The organism is Shewanella sp. NKUCC01_JLK, assembly GCF_019345615.1.
Lineage (GTDB): Bacteria > Pseudomonadota > Gammaproteobacteria > Enterobacterales > Shewanellaceae > Shewanella > Shewanella oncorhynchi.
In genome coordinates, this window is sequence record NZ_JAHKRD010000024.1 from 22914 (window position 1) to 43056 (window position 20143).

General features: G+C 44.8%; 19 protein-coding genes. 11 read left to right on the top strand and 8 right to left on the bottom strand.

All coding sequences use genetic code 11. The features are described 5' to 3' along the window. Positions 1-192 precede the first annotated feature (192 nt). Positions 193-1746 (top strand): oligopeptide:H+ symporter, encoded by a 1554-nt coding sequence (locus KO537_RS21240; RefSeq protein WP_219235714.1) that lies wholly within the window; start codon positions 193-195, stop codon positions 1744-1746. 90 nt (positions 1747-1836) lie between these two features. Here KO537_RS21240 and mnmE read toward each other — a convergent pair whose 3' ends face one another. From mnmE to rpmH, 5 genes are all read right to left on the bottom strand, one after another. After that, positions 1837-3198 carry a tRNA uridine-5-carboxymethylaminomethyl(34) synthesis GTPase MnmE gene (gene mnmE / locus KO537_RS21245; protein WP_131524518.1) on the bottom strand — a complete coding sequence of 454 codons (1362 nt, stop codon included), beginning with the start codon at positions 3196-3198 and terminating at the stop codon, positions 1837-1839. A gap of 106 nt (positions 3199-3304) precedes the next feature. After that, complete coding sequence (gene yidC, locus KO537_RS21250) at positions 3305-4933, bottom strand: membrane protein insertase YidC (RefSeq protein WP_105250801.1); 1629 nt, start codon at positions 4931-4933, stop codon at positions 3305-3307. 3 nt (positions 4934-4936) lie between these two features. Further along, positions 4937-5191: a membrane protein insertion efficiency factor YidD gene (gene yidD, locus KO537_RS21255; protein WP_006083829.1), complete on the bottom strand. Its 255-nt coding sequence runs from the start codon at positions 5189-5191 to the stop codon at positions 4937-4939. Next, entirely contained in the window at positions 5158-5514 is a 357-nt protein-coding gene (rnpA, locus tag KO537_RS21260; protein WP_105250802.1) for a ribonuclease P protein component, read from the bottom strand. Before rnpA ends, yidD begins: the two co-directional genes overlap by 34 nt. Before the next feature lie 15 nt (positions 5515-5529). Continuing rightward, a complete protein-coding gene (rpmH, locus tag KO537_RS21265) occupies positions 5530-5667 on the bottom strand; it encodes a 50S ribosomal protein L34 (RefSeq protein WP_006083827.1) in 138 nt (45 codons plus the stop codon). 445 nt (positions 5668-6112) lie between these two features. Here rpmH and dnaA point away from each other — a divergent pair, with 445 nt between their 5' ends. The 5 genes from dnaA to gyrB are packed head-to-tail and all read left to right on the top strand — an operon-like array spanning position 6113 to position 12339. After that, positions 6113-7501: a chromosomal replication initiator protein DnaA gene (gene dnaA, locus KO537_RS21270; protein ID WP_006083826.1), complete on the top strand. Its 1389-nt coding sequence runs from the start codon at positions 6113-6115 to the stop codon at positions 7499-7501. A gap of 19 nt (positions 7502-7520) precedes the next feature. After that, positions 7521-8621: a DNA polymerase III subunit beta gene (gene dnaN, locus KO537_RS21275; protein WP_105250803.1), complete on the top strand. Its 1101-nt coding sequence runs from the start codon at positions 7521-7523 to the stop codon at positions 8619-8621. Continuing rightward, complete coding sequence (locus KO537_RS21280; protein ID WP_219235716.1) at positions 8596-8826, top strand: hypothetical protein; 231 nt, start codon at positions 8596-8598, stop codon at positions 8824-8826. The genes dnaN and KO537_RS21280 overlap by 26 nt, the downstream gene beginning before the upstream one ends. Continuing rightward, positions 8823-9905 (top strand): DNA replication/repair protein RecF, encoded by a 1083-nt coding sequence (recF, locus tag KO537_RS21285; RefSeq protein ID WP_219235718.1) that lies wholly within the window; start codon positions 8823-8825, stop codon positions 9903-9905. The genes KO537_RS21280 and recF overlap by 4 nt, the downstream gene beginning before the upstream one ends. A gap of 16 nt (positions 9906-9921) precedes the next feature. After that, positions 9922-12339, top strand: coding sequence for a DNA topoisomerase (ATP-hydrolyzing) subunit B (gene gyrB / locus KO537_RS21290; protein WP_113941413.1), 2418 nt, complete (start codon positions 9922-9924; stop codon positions 12337-12339). A gap of 112 nt (positions 12340-12451) precedes the next feature. Here gyrB and KO537_RS21295 read toward each other — a convergent pair whose 3' ends face one another. Then, the gene (locus KO537_RS21295; RefSeq protein WP_219235720.1) at positions 12452-13114 is read right to left on the bottom strand and encodes a glutathione S-transferase family protein; all 663 of its coding nucleotides are present in this window, start codon (positions 13112-13114) and stop codon (positions 12452-12454) included. A gap of 238 nt (positions 13115-13352) precedes the next feature. On the opposite strand from KO537_RS21295, the gene KO537_RS21300 reads away from it, so the two are divergent. Genes KO537_RS21300 through KO537_RS21315 form a run of 4 tightly spaced genes read left to right on the top strand, consistent with a single transcriptional unit; the run spans position 13353 to position 15598 of the window. Next, a complete protein-coding gene (locus tag KO537_RS21300) occupies positions 13353-13655 on the top strand; it encodes a cytochrome C (protein WP_219235722.1) in 303 nt (100 codons plus the stop codon). 1 nt (position 13656) lies between these two features. Next, positions 13657-14883, top strand: a complete 1227-nt coding sequence (locus KO537_RS21305) for a sulfite oxidase (protein WP_219235723.1) — start codon at positions 13657-13659, stop codon at positions 14881-14883. Continuing rightward, positions 14883-15266, top strand: a complete 384-nt coding sequence (locus KO537_RS21310) for a cytochrome C (RefSeq protein WP_105250809.1) — start codon at positions 14883-14885, stop codon at positions 15264-15266. The genes KO537_RS21305 and KO537_RS21310 overlap by 1 nt, the downstream gene beginning before the upstream one ends. Continuing rightward, positions 15263-15598, top strand: coding sequence for a c-type cytochrome (locus KO537_RS21315; protein ID WP_219235726.1), 336 nt, complete (start codon positions 15263-15265; stop codon positions 15596-15598). Before KO537_RS21310 ends, KO537_RS21315 begins: the two co-directional genes overlap by 4 nt. Before the next feature lie 92 nt (positions 15599-15690). Here the strand turns inward: KO537_RS21315 and KO537_RS21320 are convergent, their stop codons facing one another. Continuing rightward, positions 15691-16611: a biotin-dependent carboxyltransferase family protein gene (locus KO537_RS21320; protein WP_219235728.1), complete on the bottom strand. Its 921-nt coding sequence runs from the start codon at positions 16609-16611 to the stop codon at positions 15691-15693. 332 nt (positions 16612-16943) lie between these two features. Here KO537_RS21320 and KO537_RS21325 point away from each other — a divergent pair, with 332 nt between their 5' ends. Next, entirely contained in the window at positions 16944-17984 is a 1041-nt protein-coding gene (locus tag KO537_RS21325; RefSeq protein ID WP_219235730.1) for an HDOD domain-containing protein, read from the top strand. 88 nt (positions 17985-18072) lie between these two features. Here the strand turns inward: KO537_RS21325 and glyS are convergent, their stop codons facing one another. Next, positions 18073-20142 carry a glycine--tRNA ligase subunit beta gene (gene glyS / locus KO537_RS21330; RefSeq protein ID WP_219235732.1) on the bottom strand — a complete coding sequence of 690 codons (2070 nt, stop codon included), beginning with the start codon at positions 20140-20142 and terminating at the stop codon, positions 18073-18075. Position 20143 lies beyond the last annotated feature (1 nt).

The following is a 20143-nucleotide window of genomic DNA, read 5'->3' on the forward strand; positions in this document are numbered from 1 at the left end:
ATGGCTATTATTATGTTCATCATAAAGGAAATGTGGATAGGACCACAGAAGCAATACGTGATTTTTGCAGTTTTTGCATCCTTTATATAAGGTTGGTTTCGCTTACATGTTACCTTTAGTTTCTTGATACATAATTAATATATTTAAAAAGTTAATTTCATTTAAAATCAAATAATTATAATAGGATGATCCATGACAACACCCGTAAATGCGCCCCAGTGGCCACGGCAAATTCCTTACATCATAGCCAGTGAAGCTTGTGAACGTTTTAGCTTTTACGGTATGCGGAATATTCTTACCCCATTCTTGATGACAGCACTTTTGTTGTCTATTCCAGAAGAACTGCGTGGAACTATGGCTAAGGATGTGTTCCATTCCTTTGTCATTGGAGTGTACTTTTTCCCGTTACTCGGTGGTTGGATTGCCGATCGTTTTTTCGGTAAATACAATACTATCTTATGGTTAAGCTTGATTTACTGTGTTGGTCATGCGTTTCTCGCTATTTTTGAACACAGCATTCAAGGGTTTTATACGGGATTATTTTTAATTGCGCTCGGATCGGGTGGGATTAAGCCCTTGGTTTCTTCCTTTATGGGGGATCAATTTGATCAAACCAATAAAACATTGGCGCAGAAAGCGTTTGATCTGTTTTATTTTACGATTAACTTTGGCTCCTTCTTCGCCTCGTTATCTATGCCATTACTATTGAAATATTATGGTGCTGCGGTCGCATTTGGGATCCCTGGTGTGTTGATGTTTATTGCAACTGTGTTCTTCTGGTTAGGCCGCAAACGTTATGTGCATATGCCACCCGAACCGAAAAATCCCCATGGTTTTTTACCCGTTATTCGTACCGCATTGCTCACTAAAATCGCTGGCCAAGCCAACATAGGTTTAGTGTTAGCTTTAGTTGGGATAATTTCTGCAGCGTATGCCTTAGTGAATATTCCAACCTTAGGTATCGTTGCTGGTTTGTGTTGTGCGTTAGTGCTAGTGATGGGATTTGTTGGCGCTGGAGCTTCATTGCAACTCGAACGGGCTAGGGGGATCCATCCGGATATCGCCGTTGATGGGGTGCGTTCAGTACTACGGATCTTAATCTTATTTGCGTTAGTGACTCCTTTTTGGTCTTTGTTCGATCAGAAAGCGTCCACATGGATATTGCAAGCCAATGACATGTCTAAACCGCAATGGTTTGAACCCGCCATGATGCAAGCTTTAAACCCATTACTAGTTATGTTATTGATCCCATTTAATAACTTTGTGTTATATCCGGCGATTGAACGCATGGGGATAAAGTTAACTGCTTTGCGTAAAATGGGGGCTGGGATTGCCATCACGGGCGTGAGTTGGATAGTGGTTGGTAGCATTCAATTGGTGATGGATGGCGGCTCGGTATTATCAATATTTTGGCAGATTGTGCCCTATGCTTTGCTCACCTTTGGTGAAGTATTAGTCTCAGCCACTGGGCTAGAGTTTGCCTACAGCCAAGCGCCTAAAGCCATGAAAGGCACTATTATGAGTTTTTGGACCTTATCTGTGACTGTCGGTAACTTATGGGTGTTACTGGCGAACGTCAGTGTGAAAAGTCCGGCTGTGACCGAACAAATTGCCCAGACGGGGATCAGTATTACCGCATTTCAGATGTTTTTCTTCGCAGGTTTTGCCATCTTGGCGGCATTGATATTCGCGCTTTATGCAAGATCCTATCAAATGCAAGATCATTACCGCCACGTCGAATCATGAGTTAGCCGATGAGTGGAAATATTCGGTTGTAGATAAAAAATCAGCCCATATTGTATGGGCTGATTTATATGGAAATAATATTAAGGTTAGTTATTTTCCGATACAGAAAGAGCTGAAAATCTTGCCGAGTAAATCGTCAGAAGTGAAGCGGCCAGTGATTTCTGATAGTGCTAATTGGCACATGCGTAACTCTTCTGCCAGCAGTTCTCCTGCTAGATACACTTCTAATTGTTCTTTACCCAATTGCAGATGGCTTGCGGCGAGTTCAAGGGCTTCTAAGTGACGACGCCGGGCGATAAAGCCACCTTCGAGGTTACTCTGGTAGCCCATGAGTGATTTTAAATGCTGCTTTAACTGTTCAACACCTAAGCCCGTTTTAGCCGAGATCCGGTAAACACTATAACCTTGTTCTTCGGTCATCATTAAGTCTTCGCCAGTGAGATCGGCTTTATTGCGGATCACTGTTACACCTAAATTTGAGGGCAGGCGATCGACAAAATCAGGCCAAATATCATGGGGATTAACGGCGGCAGTGGTGGTGCCATCCACCATGAATAGCACTCGATCAGCACTGTTTATTTCATTCCAAGCGCGTTCTATACCAATTTGTTCAACGGTATCTGTCGTATCGCGTAGACCTGCGGTATCGATAATGTGCAGCGGCATGCCATCTAAGTGGATGTGCTCGCGTAATACATCCCGTGTTGTACCAGCAATTTCGGTAACGATAGCCGATTCTTTACCGGCTAAGGCGTTTAATAAGCTGGATTTTCCAGCGTTAGGACGACCCGCGATCACGACTTTCATGCCTTCGCGGATGATAGAACCTTGTTTAGCACTGGCTTGCACTAGGTCAAGTTTGTCGATGATTTTGTAGAGTGCATTGGCAATTTTACCATCACTTAAAAAGTCGACTTCTTCATCGGGGAAATCAATCGCAGCTTCTACATATAAACGTAGGTTAGTGACTTGATCCACCAGCTCATGGACTTCCTTAGAAAATTCACCCTGGAGTGATTGCAGCGCGCTTTTAGCCGCTTGCTCACTGGTGGCATCGATAAGATCGGCAATCGCTTCGGCTTGGGTTAAGTCTAGCTTGTCGTTCATAAAGGCTTGTTCGCTGAACTCACCGGGTTTGGCTATTCGAATACCACCGACTTCCATTACACGTTTGATCAGCATGTCTAGAACGATTTGGCCGCCGTGGCCTTGAAGCTCCAATACATCTTCGCCAGTAAAGGAATTGGGGCCTTTAAAAAACAGCGCTATGCCTTGGTCGATTACTTGGCCTGTTGCACTTTTAAAGTCGCAATAATCGGCATATCTTGTTTTAGGAAGATGACCCAATACGGCCATAGCGACATCACTGGCCTTGTTGCCTGAAATTCGGATGATGCCAACGCCGCCACGTCCGGGCGCGGTGGCTTGAGCCACGATAGTGTCAGTTGTCACGGAAATACCCACCAAACTAATATCTACCAAATCATGTAAAGGAAAAGGCGGCTAATTTAGCCGCCTTTAGTATTATTTTCACTTTATGCTTTGCTAAAGGTAGGGCTTATTTTAAGCCTTTTTTCTCAAGACCTGCATAAATAATCTTCTGCTGCGTGATGGCAACTATGTTACCTACTAACCAGTACAGTACTAGACCTGATGGGAACCACAGGAAGAATACGGTAAAGATTACTGGCATCCATTGCATCATTTTCACTTGCATTGGATCCATTGTCGGCGCAATTGGTTGCATCTTCTGCATTACAAACATAGAGACGCCCATCAGCAGCGGCAGTATGTAGTAAGGATCTTGTACCGATAAATCGTGGATCCACAGCATAAATGGTGCATGACGTAATTCGAAGCTTTCTAGCAATACCCAGTATAAGGCAATGAAGATTGGCATCTGTAAAATAATAGGTAAACAGCCACCCATAGGGTTAACTTTTTCTTTCTTATACAGTTCCATCATGGCTTGACCCATCTTTTGACGGTCATCACCAAAGCGTTCTTTCAAATCTGTCAGCTTAGGTTGCAGATTACGCATCTTCGCCATTGAGGTGTACTGTGCTTTTGTCAGCGGGAACAGTAAACCACGAACGGTTAACGTGATCAGAATAATTGCCACACCCCAGTTACCGACGAATGATTGATAGAACATCAATAGCCAGTGAATAGGAACTGCTAACCACCATAAGAAACCGTAATCGACCACGAGATTTAAGGTTTCAGAAATCGCTGACAGTGCCGCTTGATCCTTAGGACCAACATAGAACTGTGAGCTAATTTCTTGGCTGGCACCAGGTGCAATATCGTATACCGCGCCGCGGAAACCAATATTAGCTAAACCGCCAGCACTGACACTAGAAAAAATAGTGTTGCTGTCAGTTGCGGGTGGCACCCAAGCTGAAACGAAATAGTGTTGTAACATGGCTGCCCAACCGCCTAAAGTGGCTTGGTTCAGGTTACTTTTGGCCATGTCGTCAAAGTTGTATTTTTCATAGCGCACATCATTCGTTGAGAACGCACCACCACGATAGGTAGGCATCATCATGCTGCTTTCAGATGGCTTGATCGTTTGTTTAATCTGACCGTACATCTGAACTTGCAGTGGTGCTGCTGAAGTGTTGTTGATTTTATAGTCAACATCTATGTTGAACTTACCGCGATGGAATACGAACACTTTAGTGTAAGTCACACCATTGTCAGCGATATAAGTTAACGGTACTTCTAAGGTATCTTGGCCTTCGGCTAAGGTATATTCAGTTGCCGTTGTGCTAAATGCGGCACGGCCTTTTGCGCTGCTATCGATACCATCGCGACCAATTAGGCCGCTTTGAGCGATATAAGTGAAATCATTCGTTTGCTCAAGCAATACGAATGGTTGATCTTTCTCTAGTTCTTTTTTGTGCGAAACTAACGCAGCAAAAACGATGTCACCACCCACTGGATTGATCTGAATGTCTAACTGATCTGTTTTTACCGTAATCAGTTTGCTGTTTGCAGTAACTGCTGCAGCAGGAACACCTGTATCAGCTTCTGGAACATCGGCACTGTGCGAGCTTGCCGCGTTCGCCACTAAGGACGATTCGGTTGCAACGGGTTTAGGAGCTTTGTCTGCTTGCCACTGTTGCCACAGCAAAAAGCTGACAAACAGTAGTCCTATGAGCAATATATTGCGTTGAGATTCCATAGCCTATTTATTACACCTATCATTTTTAGGGGGGACGGGATCACTACCGCCGGGATGTAAAGGGTGACATTTTAATATGCGTTTCAATGCAAACCAACAACCTTTCGCGGTTCCATGCACTTTTATTGCTTCAATAGCGTAGTGAGAGCAGGTGGGATTGAAACGGCATCGAGGGCCCAGTATAGGGCTTATGAATACTTGATAGCCACGAATTAACGTGGTCGCTAGCCATTGTAGCGGCGACTGAGTTTGCGCCATAGCTTTTCTATCAATTTGTTGATTTCAGCGTTTTCCATTTCCATCACGCCATTTCTGACAAGCACAACAATATCAAGATGAGGAATGTCGTGTTGATTCAAGCGAAAACTATCTCTGATCACGCGCTTAATACGGTTACGTTGATTGGCGCGTTTTACATAGCGTTTAGCAACAGTAAGGCCCATACGCGGATGTTGTTCCGTGTTAGGAATAGCGAGCAAGGTAATTTCAGCAGAAGATGCTTTGATGGGATTGGAAAATACAGATTTAAATTGCGCGGGAGTTAACAAACGTAACTCCCGCGAAAAGGTATAGCTAGTCAACTAGTTACCCACTTATTAAGCAGATAAACGAGCGCGACCTTTCGCACGACGACGTGCAAGCACCTTACGGCCGCCTACAGTAGCCATACGAGCGCGGAAGCCGTGAGAACGCTTGCGCTTCAGGTTGCTAGGTTGAAAAGTACGTTTACTCATGATGGCAATCCGTCTTTGTTATTAGTGAACATATCCTTATCTCTAGGATAGAGGTAAGGGCAAAAAAGAGGCCGAATTGTAATCACAATACTTAGTCACGTCAACAACGAAAGTAAGTAAGTGCTTTATTTCTGCCAGCGTATCCTTAGATCAACCCCCAGAATACACCATAAGATGTGGATAACTCTGTGTACGGACACTACATGTAGTAGTGCAGGGGATCTTCGAGCCGATCGAAGGGGCGCCATTATAGATCAATGTGGATCGCTTAATAAAGCAGGATTTGCGGTTAGTGCTGAATAAAAGGATCGTTTTGGATCTTTGATGATCGAGGATATCCACATAGAATGATCTCGCTGGGGATAAATATTTTTTAAGGATAGCGATCCTTGAGATCTCGCTATAGAATACATTTCTTTTTTGATGATCTTTTGGGGATAACTAAGTGGCTGTTTCACTTTGGCAACAATGTATCGGACGACTGCAAGATGAGCTTTCTGCTCAGCAGTTCAGTATGTGGATCAGACCGTTACAAGCCGAAATGGATGGAGATACTCTGGTGCTTTATGCGCCCAACCGCTTCGTGCTTGATTGGGTCAGAGATAAGTACATCAATATCATTAATCAGTTCTTTACTGAGCAAATGGGTAGCGACGCGCCTAAATTGCGTTTCGATATAGGTAGTCGTCCTTCGGCGAAAAAGCCTAGTGTTCCAGCACCGATTGCGCCAACTCGTGTAGCGAATACCCAAACTAAAGCGACGGTAGGCACGACGTTTAATGTCCAAGCCGAGCCTATGGCGAACGCGAATCACCGCAGTAACATTAATCCGAGCTACCAGTTTGATAACTTCGTAGAAGGTAAGTCTAACCAATTAGGTAAGGCTGCGGCGTTACAAGTGGCTGAAAATCCGGGTGGTGCTTATAACCCACTATTTTTATATGGCGGAACAGGTCTAGGTAAGACTCACTTGTTGCACGCTGTCGGTAACGGGATCATTAAAAATAATCCTAATGCCAAAGTGGTTTACATGCATTCCGAGCGTTTTGTCCAGGACATGGTTAAAGCGCTGCAAAACAACGCGATCGAAGAATTTAAACGTTATTACCGTAGCGTCGATGCCTTGTTTATCGATGATATTCAATTTTTTGCCAATAAAGACAGATCCCAAGAAGAATTCTTCCATACCTTCAATGCGTTGCTTGAAGGAAATCACCAAATTATTTTGACTTCAGATCGTTATCCAAAAGAGATCGACGGTGTTGAAGACAGATTGAAATCGCGTTTCGGTTGGGGTTTAACTGTGGCAATTGAGCCACCAGAGTTAGAAACCCGCGTAGCGATTTTGATGCGTAAAGCTCAAGAGAGCGGCATTAACTTGCCCGATGAAGTGGCTTTCTTTATTGCTAAGCGTTTACGTTCAAACGTACGCGAGCTAGAAGGGGCATTAAACCGCGTTATCGCCAACGCTAACTTCACGGGTCGGCCAATTACTATTGATTTTGTTCGTGAAGCCTTACGTGACCTCTTGGCACTTCAAGAAAAATTAGTCACTATAGACAATATTCAGAAAACCGTAGCTGAATACTACAAGATCAAGATGGCTGATATGTTGTCTAAGCGTCGTTCACGCAGTGTCGCGCGCCCAAGGCAAGTTGCAATGGCGTTATCCAAAGAATTAACTAACCAAAGCTTGCCGGAAATTGGTGATGCTTTTGGTGGTCGAGATCACACCACAGTGTTGCATGCCTGTCGTAAGATTGCTCAGCTACGGGAAGAGAGCCACGACATTAAAGAAGATTATGCTAATTTGATTAGAACCTTATCTTCTTAAAACAAGGAATTTGGACACGATGAAATTCTCAATTGATAGGGATGCCCTATTAAAGCCGTTGCAATTGGTGTGTGGTGCGGTAGAAAGACGCCATAACTTGCCCATTTTGTCTAACCTCCTTGTAGAAGTAAGTGGTCACTCACTTAAGCTGACTGGTACAGATTTAGAAGTCGAACTCGTGGGCCAAGCAGTGGTTCACGGTGATATCGAAGAAGGTCGTACTACGGTTCCGGCGAAGAAACTGCTCGATATTGTTAAGTCTTTGCCAGAACAAAGCGAACTGAAAGTCGAACAACAAGATAATAAATGGTTGCTGCGTTCAGGTCGTAGCCGTTTTTCCTTAGCGACTTTGCCCGCAGAAGAATACCCCAACGTTGAAGCCTTCCAAGCTGAGATTGAATTTAGCTTGAAGCAGGGCGTGTTGAAGTCAATTATCGACTCGACGCAGTTTTCAATGGCTAACCAAGATGTACGCTATTACCTCAACGGTTTATTGTTTGAAACTGAAGGTAATGTGTTGCGTGCGATAGCGACCGACGGCCATCGTTTAGCCTTAAGTCATCGTACGATTGAAGCACAATTACCGGAAAAACAAGTCATTGTGCCTCGTAAAGGCGTAATTGAAATGGCGCGCTTATTGGAGTCTGACGATCTCGATATCACCATTGCTATTGGTGATAATGCTATTCGTGCCACCACGGCTAACACAGTATTTACCAGTAAATTAGTCGATGGTCGCTTCCCTGATTATCGCCGTGTATTGCCAAAGGGCGGTGATAAAATTGTGATTGCGAGTCGTAATCACCTGAAGCAAGCGCTGACGCGGGCTTCTATTTTATCCAATGAAAAATTCCGTGGTGTGCGTATTCAACTCGAAAATGGTCTGCTCAAGATCACCGCTAATAACCCTGAACAGGAAGAAGCGGAAGAAATCATCGATGTGGAATACAACAATCAGGCCTTAGAAATTGGTTTTAACGTCAGTTACTTACTGGACGTGCTCAACAACCTTAAGTCCGATGATGTGCGTATCACGCTCATTGATGGTAACTCCAGCGCCCTAATCGAAAACCATTTGGAAGAAGATTCCATGTATGTGGTTATGCCGATGCGCTTATAAACCATCGATTTTTACGTTACCCGTGTCTGTACCTCTGTCTTCGATGTCTATGCCGCTTAACGGCGGCACAGTGTTTAATGCACAGCATTGGCCATTCTTTCACTCATTTACCGATAGTCTTAGCCTGTGGCAGCGATTGAGTTGCTCGTTAAGTGCTATGAATCCTTGCCTACGCCGTTTACGCGGCTTAATGAGTAATGCATGAGCCTGACCCGTCTCAATATCGAAGCGTTTCGCAACATTCAGTCCGCACAGTTAATCCCAGCACCTGGGATTAACGTGATTTATGGTCAAAATGGCAGCGGAAAAACCAGTATTTTAGAAGCCATTTATTTCCTCGGTATGGGGCGCTCGTTTCGCAGTCATTTATCCCAACGAGTGATTAATCACGATGACGATAAGTTAACGCTATTTGCGACTTTAAATTTAGCGCGCGGTGACAGTAAAATTGGTTTACGCCGATTTCGCAATGGTGAGACGGAAGTGAAAATCGACGGCGAAAAAGTCAAACGTCTGTCGACCTTAGCCGAAGCTTTACCTATTCAAGTGATCACACCTGAAAGCTTTTCTTTACTGTTTGAAGGCCCAAAATCCCGTCGACAATTTATTGATTGGGGCGCATTTCATGCTGACCCACAGTTTTATGGCGCTTGGACGAATGTTCGTCGCGTTCTTAAGCAAAGAAATCAATTACTTAAGAACGGTTCAGCTTACAGTCATATTCAATTTTGGGACCAAGAGTTTGTGCGCTATGCCGAGCAGGTCACCGAAATACGAAACCATTATGTAGACTCGTTAAATGAGCTACTTAAGGGTATAATCGGGGAGTTTTTACCGAGTGTAGATGTGAAGGTTTCATTTACGCGCGGCTGGGATAGTAAAACGGATTTTGCAGAACTACTCGAAAACCAATATTCCAGAGATTTGGCCACAGGTCATACCGTCAGCGGTCCCCATAAAGCTGACCTTAGACTTCGTGTAGGCACTTTGCCGGCGCAGGATGCCCTGTCCCGTGGTCAATTGAAATTATTAGTCTGTGCACTGCGTATTGCACAGGGAAAGTTGCTCAAACAACAAATAGATAAAAACAGTATTTATCTTGTGGACGATCTTCCGTCCGAGTTGGATGCACAGCATAGGCAGCTATTGCTTAAGCAGTTAACGGATACCGGAGCACAAGTTTTTGTGACCGCCATTGATCCTGCTGCAATAGTCGATTCGTTACACACGCCTCCCAGTAGGATGTTTCATGTGGAACAGGGACGTGTAACGGTAATTGAATAACCATTGAGAGAATAATATGTCAGAGAATAGTTACGATTCTTCGAGTATTAAGGTCCTTAAGGGCCTTGATGCAGTACGTAAGAGACCTGGGATGTATATTGGTGACACCGACGACGGTACGGGTCTACATCATATGGTGTTCGAAGTAGTCGATAACTCTATCGATGAAGCCTTAGCCGGCCACTGTAGCGATATTACGATTACTATCCATGTAGATGGTTCGGTTTCTGTTAAGGATGACGGCCGTGGTATCCCGGTCTCTATCCATGAGGAAGAAGGCGTATCGGCGGCAGAAGTTATTATGACGGTATTGCATGCCGGCGGTAAGTTCGACGATAACTCCTATAAAGTGTCTGGCGGTCTCCACGGCGTGGGTGTATCGGTTGTAAACGCTTTATCTAAAAAGCTGCAAATGACCATTCGTCGTGCTGGCAAAGTATACGAGCAGTTTTATACTCACGGTGTGCCTGATGCGCCGATCAAAGAGATTGGTGATGCAACCAAAACCGGTACTGAAATCCGTTTTTGGCCAAGTGAAGATACCTTCAGCGATGTTGAGTTTCACTTTGAAATTCTGGCAAAGCGTGTGCGTGAACTGTCTTTCCTTAACTCAGGCGTGGGTATCCGTCTGGTTGATGAACGTGACAATAAAAATGAATTCTTTAAATACGAAGGTGGTATTAGCGCATTCGTCGATTACCTGAACCGTAATAAAACGCCAGTCAACAAAGATGTATTCCACTTTATGCAAGAGCGTGAAGATGGCATTACCGTTGAAGTGGCTATGCAGTGGAATGACGGTTATCAGGAAAATATTTTCTGTTTTACCAACAACATCCCACAGCGTGATGGTGGTACTCACTTAGTCGGTTTCCGTAGTGCGTTGACACGTAACCTCAACAGCTACATGGAAAACGAAGGCTATAACAAGAAAGGCAAAACTAGCGCGACTGGCGACGATGCCCGTGAAGGTTTGACTGCCGTTATCTCTGTTAAAGTGCCTGATCCTAAGTTCAGCTCGCAAACCAAAGATAAACTGGTTTCTAGTGAAGTGAAAACCGCGGTTGAACAAACCATGGGTGAGAAGCTGAACGATTATCTGCTGGAAAACCCAGCCGATGCTAAGTTGATTGTTGGTAAGATTGTCGATGCGGCCCGTGCCCGTGAAGCGGCGCGTAAAGCCCGTGAAATGACCCGTCGTAAAGGCGCACTCGATTTAGGTGGTTTGCCAGGTAAGCTGGCCGATTGCCAAGAAAAAGATCCCGGTCTTTCAGAAATTTACATAGTGGAAGGTGACTCTGCTGGCGGTAGCGCTAAGCAGGGACGTAACCGTAAGAACCAAGCTATTCTGCCACTGAAAGGTAAAATTCTAAACGTTGAGAAAGCACGCTTCGATAAGATGTTGTCTTCTCAAGAAGTGGCCACACTGATCACGGCGCTCGGCTGTGGTATTGGTCGCGACGAATATAACCCAGATAAAACTCGTTATCACAACATCATCATCATGACGGATGCTGACGTCGACGGCTCGCACATTCGTACCTTGCTGTTGACCTTCTTCTTCCGTCAAATGCCTGAATTGATTGAACGTGGTTATGTGTATATTGCTCAGCCACCACTATTTAAAGTGAAAAAGGGCAAGCAAGAACAGTATTTGAAAGATGAGCCAGCATTGACTCAATACCTCACGACTCAAGCATTGGATGGCACTGTTGTGTATCCAACGCAAGGTGCGATTGGTATGTCAGGTGAGCCGTTAGAGCGTTTAGTGACTCAGTATCGTGAAGTGGAAGCCATTGTTGCTCGTTTAGAACAGCGCTATCCAACGCACATTACTAACCGTATGCTTTACCACCCAATGATCACCAACGAGATGTTGGCCGATGAAGGCAAGATGAAAGAGTGGATCGATGCCTTTATCCATGAGCTGGTGGAAATGGAAAACAGCGGTGTACTGTATTCTGCTGAGCCGATTCTCGATCCTGAGCGTAAAGTGTATCTGCCTAAGATCACCATTCGTAAGCACGGTATCGATACTAACTATCTGTTTACTTATGACTTCTTCCAATCAAGCGATTATCAACGTATCGGTAAGTTAGGTGCGGCGTTAGATGGCATGATTGAAGAAGGCGGCTATGTCCAACGCGGCGATCGTGTTAAAGAAGTCGGCAGCTTCCTCGAAGCGCTAGATTGGACGATTTCTGAAGCCAAACGCGGCTTATACATTCAACGTTATAAAGGATTGGGTGAGATGAACCCTGAGCAATTGTGGGAAACTACAATGGATCCTGAATCACGCCGTATGTTGCAAGTCACGATTGATGATGCCGTGGGTGCCGATCAGTTGTTCACTTGTTTGATGGGTGATCAAGTTGAACCTCGTCGTGAGTTCATCGAAGCGAACGCATTGAACGTGGCTAACTTAGACGTTTAATGCTAGATGTATAATATTAGACGTGTAATGCGTGTTAAGTGACACGCGTTAGTACTTGAATGATTAAGGGAAAGCCAAGGCTTTCCCTTTTTTATCTCTATGATTTATCTCTTTATCGATTAGTACCCGCTTCATCCGCTGCAACAATTTCAGTCTCTGCTTTAGCCGCATTAATCCACGCCTGCATTTCCGGACAGCTGATCACATGCTGCATATAGGCACGGCTTGCCTGCGAGACTTCAATATCGTAGGTAAGAAAACGCATAACCACAGGGGCAAACATCATGTCGGCAATCGACCATTGGCCAAATAACCAAGTACCTTCGGAATTTGATGGGGCAAACTCGGCCATCTGTGCAGACCAAATCGCATCGATGCGCTCAATGTCTTTGCGGACCGCATCAGTGAGCTCAACATAGCGCCTCGCGCGTATGTTCATTGGTAGGGCGTTACGCACGGCATTAAAGCCTGAATGCATTTCACTGGCAATCGATCTAGCCTTGGCTTTTTGTTTAGGATCTTGCGGCCATGCGCTACCTGCAAGATAGGTGTCATTGAGGTATTCACAAATTGATAGTGAATCCCATACTGTAATGTCACCATCGACTAATGTCGGTACTTTTAAAGTCGGGGAAATGGCTTTGAGTTGCTGATAGAAGCTGTCGGTATCGAGTTGCAGTAATACTTCGTTGAACTGCACGCCAGATTTTGCGGCCATTAACCAAGCTCGCAGTGACCAGCTCGAGTAATTTTTATTGCCAATATAAAGATCCATTGTTTGTCCTTGAGTGAAATGCAGTGTTTCTGCAAAGCTACTATATGGACTCATTTCACCTATGACTAATGAATATTTTACCCTTTCTACATCCGCTAATACGCGTCATTTCTCTTGAGCTTACGAGTCACTTTTATTGAATTTAAACAACCCACAGCATTGAGATAATTTAACCATATCTTAATTACTTTGTTCGATGGATTCTGTCGAGATAAAGGCTAATTGGCGAGATAAATGGATGTGGCAGCGAGTGATTTACCCCGTAAGTGCACTGATTTTTATGCTATCGGCGGTGGCAAACGCCGATGAGGCAAATAAGTTATTGAATATGTGTAAGGCCTGTCATGGCGAGTCCGGTGTGAGTCGTTTTGAGCATATTCCTAATATCGGATGGCAAAACTCAGAATACCTATTGAAGCAACTGCGAGCCTTTAAGGCGGGGAATCGCCAAGATCCCACTATGACTAAAGTCGCCCAACTCTTGACTGAGACTGATATGCAGCTGATGGCGGATTACTTTTACCTCGGAAAGGATAAATAACATGGATCTTAATCGTCGGGTTTTTATTAAAGGTGCGGTAGCGACTTCTGTTTTATCTGCCTTACCCGTTAAGTGGGTATTTGCCGATCAGCTTCCCGCAGAGGTCATTCCTCTGGATATATCAGCATTAACTTGGACTAAGGGTGAGGACTTGCCGAGTTATTTCAAAGTGTTAAACACTCATCCACTGAATGCGTTTCCACCGGAGCATAAGCTCGCTCCTGCCGTGACGCCTGCAGATGCCTCGTTTATCCGTTGGAATGGCATAGTGCCTGACTTTAAGGCGTTAGATGCTAAAACTTGGACTTTTCAAGTGGATGGTGAGTCTGTAATCACCCCAAAAACCTACACAATTGATGAACTTAAGCGTCGCTTTAAGCATTACACATTGCAGTTGCTGATTGAATGTGGCGGTAATAGTCGCTCTGGCTTTTTTCCTAGTACTAAGGGTAATCAGTGGAATAATGCCGGCGTATTTTGTTCTGAGTGGACAGGTGTCTTAGTGAGTGATGTGCTTAAGGATTGCGGTATTAAAGCTGATGCCGTTTACACAGGCCATCACGGTGTTGATCGGCATTTGAGCGGGAAAGGTGAGGCGATTTCACGCGGCGTACCAATAAAGGCGGCGCTCGAAGAGCTTGGGCTTATTGCATGGTCGATGAATGGTGAGGACATTCCTTATCTACATGGATATCCCTTACGTATTGTGTTTGGTGGACGGCCAGGATCCGTTTCGCAAAAAGCGGCGACGGGGATCAGTGTGCGTAATAAAGTTCATGATGGACATAAAATGGAAGCACCAGCGTATCAACTCCCTAAATATCCGATAGCGCCAGGTGAGTCTGTTGATGATAAAGACTATAAAATCATTGAAGAAATGATAGTGAAGTCATTGATCACTCAACCTCAATCTGGAACCGAATTAGCTGTAGGTCAAAAGATGGCTATCGCAGGTCATGCTTGGGCGGGATTGCGGGAAGTGGTTAAGCTGGAAGTCAGTTACGATTATGGCACTCGTTGGTTTGCCGCTGAATTAGAAAAACCTAAAAACATAACAGCATGGCAGCAATGGAAGATTGAATTGCAATTACCGTCGCAGGGTTATTATGAAATCTGGGCCAAAGCGACCGATAGTGAAGGTGATAGTCAGCCTGTCGTACAACCGCAATGGAATCCTAAGGGATATATGTTTAACGGCTGCCACCGTATTGCCGTTAGGGTGGTGTGATGAAGTCGCATATTAATAAACTGATATTGCTTGGGCTAGTGGCATCCAGTATTTCGCTAGCCGCTGAGTATCCAGTGGACCCTAAATCGGGTTTGATCATGGCTCCTGGCTGGGAGTTAGTGAACTATCAATGTAATGCCTGCCATACCAGTATGATAGTCGTGCAAAACCACGGCGATAAAGCCTTTTGGAAAGAGACTTTGCAGTGGATGATAGACACTCAGGGTTTATGGGACTTGTCGGATACTTGGGAGCCCACCTTGAGTTATCTAAGCACTCATTATGGGCAGGCTGAAATGGATATGACGATCTTCAGACGTCTACCTTTAGAACCGAGCCTGCAGCCTGTGCTAGTTAAACCTTTCCCTAAGGAGCCAAAATGAAAGCGATTATCATAAGTTTAATTGCGCTATGTGGCTTATCTACAGAGGTTAATGGAGAGGTTTATCAAGCAGATATAGAGCGAGGTCAGGCATTGGCTACGGCACAGTGTGAGTCATGCCATGGCAATGCGGTGATCGCTATGGCCAAGCAATTCCCAAACTTAAAGGGACAAAAATTAGCTTATCTTAATAAACAGCTCGTCGATTTTAAAACCGGTTTACGACTCGATCCTTTGATGCAATCACAAGTCAGCGCGTTAAGCTCTGAGAAATTACAAGATGTGGCGCTGTTTTATAGCCAGCAAGTTACACCGAACCTAAGTGCGAATTAGCGCGAGTATCGTGTGTTATTTGAATTAAACCGATATGGGCGTTAGTAGGGATACGGGGTGATATTTTGTAGATTTGATTATGCAGTGGTTCGTTAACCTAGGCTACGTTGTAGTCGGTAGAAGTAGTCATGCCATTCCGCTTGCGCCGTTGCGGCTTGTTCATCGTCGACTAATTCGAATTTAACTGTTTGCCCTGGGCGAGTTTGCGCGAGTTTCCACAGATCGGCTTCAATAATCACGGCTATTTGAGGATGATTGCTGGTGGTCTTAGCATCGGCAAGTAACACTAAAGGTTGCCCTGAAGCTGACACTTGAATGACTCCGGGCTTGACTGTATGGGATTGAACGGGAAATGGTTTTGCTAAGGTCAATATTTCCCCGTTGAGTATTGCACTTGCACGATTGCTTTCTGCCGAAAGTTGCCACTGTGTTTGCCAGAATGTTTGCTGCGATTTCAACGAGAAGGCTTGGGTATGCTTTGTTGCGAGTGTGCGAATATGCCCATTCCAACTTTTTTGAATTGCGCCAACTTGCCTTCTTAGTGGATGAGCTGAACCTAAGGTCAGGTTATCGCCAGCTTCTAATGCGCGACCATGAAATCCACCGATACCTGAGGTTAAATCAGTTGCAGCAGAATCCATCACTAACGGCACTTTAACGCCGCCATCAATCGCAACATAGGCACGCATGCCTTTATTCCCCCCTCTAAGACTGAGTTTTTGTCCTGCCTTAATGGAGTAGCGCCAGCCGCAAACTATGGGTTTATTGTCTATGCGGGCATCGAAATCGGCACCTGTTAAGGCAATCCAAGCGTCGCGTTTAAATAAAAAAATTGATTGTCCGAAGGTCAATTCCAGTACGGGTGTATTGTCTGGATTTGAGAGTAGGCGGTTTGCTAAACAGAGTGCAGGTCTATCTAAGGCACCAGCTTGGGTTACGCCTAAATGTCGATATCCCATGCGTCCGATATCTTGAACTGTGGTTAGTGCACCCGCTTTTATTACCTCGATCATCAAATTTTCCGTTGTTAGCTCGCGAGTAGATTGTTAATCACTTAAAGGGAGACAAAATACGTATCCCTTTATGAATGGTAAGCATATTGTCAGTTAAATGATGTTGAAATGTAAGTTTTTTGAGGTTTCAACTTGTAACCAAGATTGTCTTTGTAAAAGCAGTAATGGTGGGATAGAAGAAGTCCGAAATGAATTGAATATGTTACACTTAAGCTAAGTATTAGCCTGTCTACAATGTCTTAATACATGGCTTGAGCTGATCAAAATGGATTTATGATGGGCAATATTTAACTGACTTTTAACAATTATTTATAATGACAGGTTGATGCTTCTTGATTAAATCACTTTTTAACAAACTCTTTAATATTCGTGATACGGCGACCGTTGAGAGACCCAAAAGTTTTTCAACGACAGACTTAGGTAAGTCGCTTGAACCTGCGCGAAAGCCAGCTAAATCTCTCGAAGACATTAGCGTGGTATCTGTTGATTTATCTGCACTCTTTTATAGTTTGTTATTTCCGACACGGGTTAAGGACACTGGCGGTGTAGCGAATAATCTTGAACGTAGAGTCATGGCTGAGATAGAGCAGGCCCTAGCGTCGCCACAAGTCATCGCCGAAAAAGTGTTAAAGCTGCCGTCAAAGGTATTGGAGTTAGATCGTAAATTGGCCGACCCACAATTTGATATTAAGGATCTATTGGCGCTTATCGAGCGAGATCCTTTATTGAGTATTGAGGTGCTTAAGCTGTGTAATTCTCCCGCGTTTAAACGTAGCGATAGGGATATCACCAGTTTACAGCAGGCTTTGGTACAGCTTGGTCGTGAACAGCTGAGAAAGTTTGTCACCACTTGTTTAGTGCGTGAAATGTTAGATATCAAACCAATTTATTTCCGTCGTTTTGGGGCTGAAATTTGGCGCCATTCGATGCAGGTCGCTTTTCTTGCCAGTGAGTTAAGCGATGAAGATCAAGATACAGCTTTTTTATTGGGCCTATTACACGATGTCGGCAAGTTGGCTATTTTTAAAATGCTCCTCGATGCATTTGTGCTGGCGGAGCCGGGAGAGCAGCCTAATTCTGGGTTATTTAGACAAGTTATGACGACCAAATCGTTAACCTTGAGTTCATTGCTTGCTAAGCATTGGCAGTTACCTAATACCTTTGAAACAGAATTAGACAGGCTCGCCACTGTGAACTCGCGTCCTCAAGCGGGGCTTGCTGCAGTGGTATGGCGGGCGAATGTGATCAGCGAGATTTCTATGCTGCATCAAGCAGGGCAATTATCCCCTGAGATACTGGCGAATTTACTGCAGCAAGTTAACTTGGAACAGACCCAATTTGATGGCTTACATCAAAAGCTGCTGCAGTTCTGATTGGGTAATTTAATACGTTTGGTATAAGAAATCAGGCCAATAAAAAACGCGCTTAAAAGCGCGTTTTTTATTGGTGCTTAGCGGCACATTATTGCAGTAATGAGATATCCGCTACGTGCAGGAACTGCTCGCGTAGATTATTCAACAATGCTAAGCGATTGTTTTTCAATGCTTCATCATCCGCCATAACCATCACATCTTCGAAGAACTGATCCACGCTTTCACGCAGGCCAGCTAACAAAGTTAAGGCTTGTTGGTAATCGGCATTGGCAAATAAAGGTGCCAACTGTGGTTGCAGCTCATTCAACTTGGCCGCTAATGCTTGCTCTGCGGCTTCGGTTAACAAACTCGCATCGATAGTAGTTGGTAAAGCGCCTTCAACCTTAGCCAGAATGTTGGATACACGTTTGTTCGCTGCTGCAAGTGCGCCAGAAGCTTCTAGGCTTCTAAAGTGTGATACCGCATTGATACGGCTATCAAAATCAGCAGGGCGTGTTGGGCGACGTGCTAGCACGGCTAAGATCACATCAACACCAATGCCTTTATCTTGATACCAAGCGCGGAAGCGAGCCATTAAGAACTCTAACACTTCGTCGCTTGCATTGACGTTGCTTAAGTGAGTGCCGTGGAGCTCCTGAGCTTTAGCAATCAGCGTTACTAAATCCAGTGGCAGTTTGTTCTCAACGATAATACGCAGCACACCGATGGCGGCACGGCGTAGGGCAAAGGGATCGGCTGCGCCTTTTGGTGCTTGGCCAATACCAAAGATACCGACTAAGGTGTCGAGCTTGTCTGCTAATGCGACAGCGCAAGATACGCCAGCACTAGGCACTGTATCGCCAGAGAACTTAGGCTTGTATTGCTCTTCCATTGCAACTGCAACGGCTTCGGTTTCACCATCGAGGCGGGCGTAGTGCATGCCCATAGTGCCTTGAGTGTCGGTAAACTCCATCACCATATTGGTCATCAAATCGGTTTTAGATAACAAACCTGCACGGGCTGCATCAACCGCATTCGCGCCAGTTTGTCCGGCAATAAAGGCGGCTAGGGCAGAAATACGATTCACTTTGTCTTTTAAGGTGCCGAGCTGTTGTTGGAACAAGACGGTTTCTAGGCTAGGTAAACGCGATTCCAGCGAGTGTTTTTTATCGGTATTAAAAAAGAACTCGGCGTCGGCAAGACGTGGGCGAACGACTTTCTCGTTACCTGAGATAATTTGCGCGGGATCTTTAGATTCGATATTGGCCACAAAGATAAAGTTTGGCAGTAACTTGCCTGCATCATTAAAGACTGGGAAGTATTTTTGGTCGCCTTTCATGGTATAGACCAAAGCTTCAGACGGTACACTTAAGAATTTTTCTTCGAAGCTAGCGGTCAATACCACAGGCCATTCAACCAAAGAGGTGACCTCTTCAAGCAGGCTATCTTCGATATCGGCTGTGCCACCAATCTTAGCGGCGGCTTTTTCGGCATCGGCTTTGATTAATGCTTTACGGCTTTCGTAATCGGCTATGACTTTGCCTTTTTCTTTTAGGTCGGCAAGGTAGTGATCAGCGTGTGCTAATTCAAACTGCTTGAGCCCCATAAAGCGGTGACCGCGAACAGTGCGTGCCGATTTGATACCCAGCAATTCACCTTCAATCAACTCATTGCCTAACAACATAGTCGCTGTGTGCACAGGGCGAATAAATTGGGTTTTATTATTGCCCCAACGCATTGGCTTAGGAATGGGCAATTTATCCAGCGCACGTTGAGCCATTGCAGCGATCAAACTTTTTGTTTCGACGCCTTTAACTTTGGCGTTATGGACTAACCATTCGCCTTTATCTGTAACTAAACGTTCGGCTTGTTCAACAGTAATACCATTACCACGTGCCCAACCTTCGGCGGCTTTAGTCGGTTTGCCTTCAGCATCGAATGCTGAACTCACTGCTGGGCCGCGTTTTTCAACCACTTTGTCGGCTTGCGCAAGGGCAAGTTCAGTGACGTTAATTGCCAGACGACGTGGCGCTGCGTACCAAACGGCTGAGCTGAACGCTAAATCGGCTTTGGTGAGTTCTTCAGTAAAGTTAGCTAAAAAGGATTCAGCCAGTTTACGCAGTGACTTAGGGGGTAATTCTTCCGTACCTAACTCTATGAGTAAGTTTTCAAAATTCATG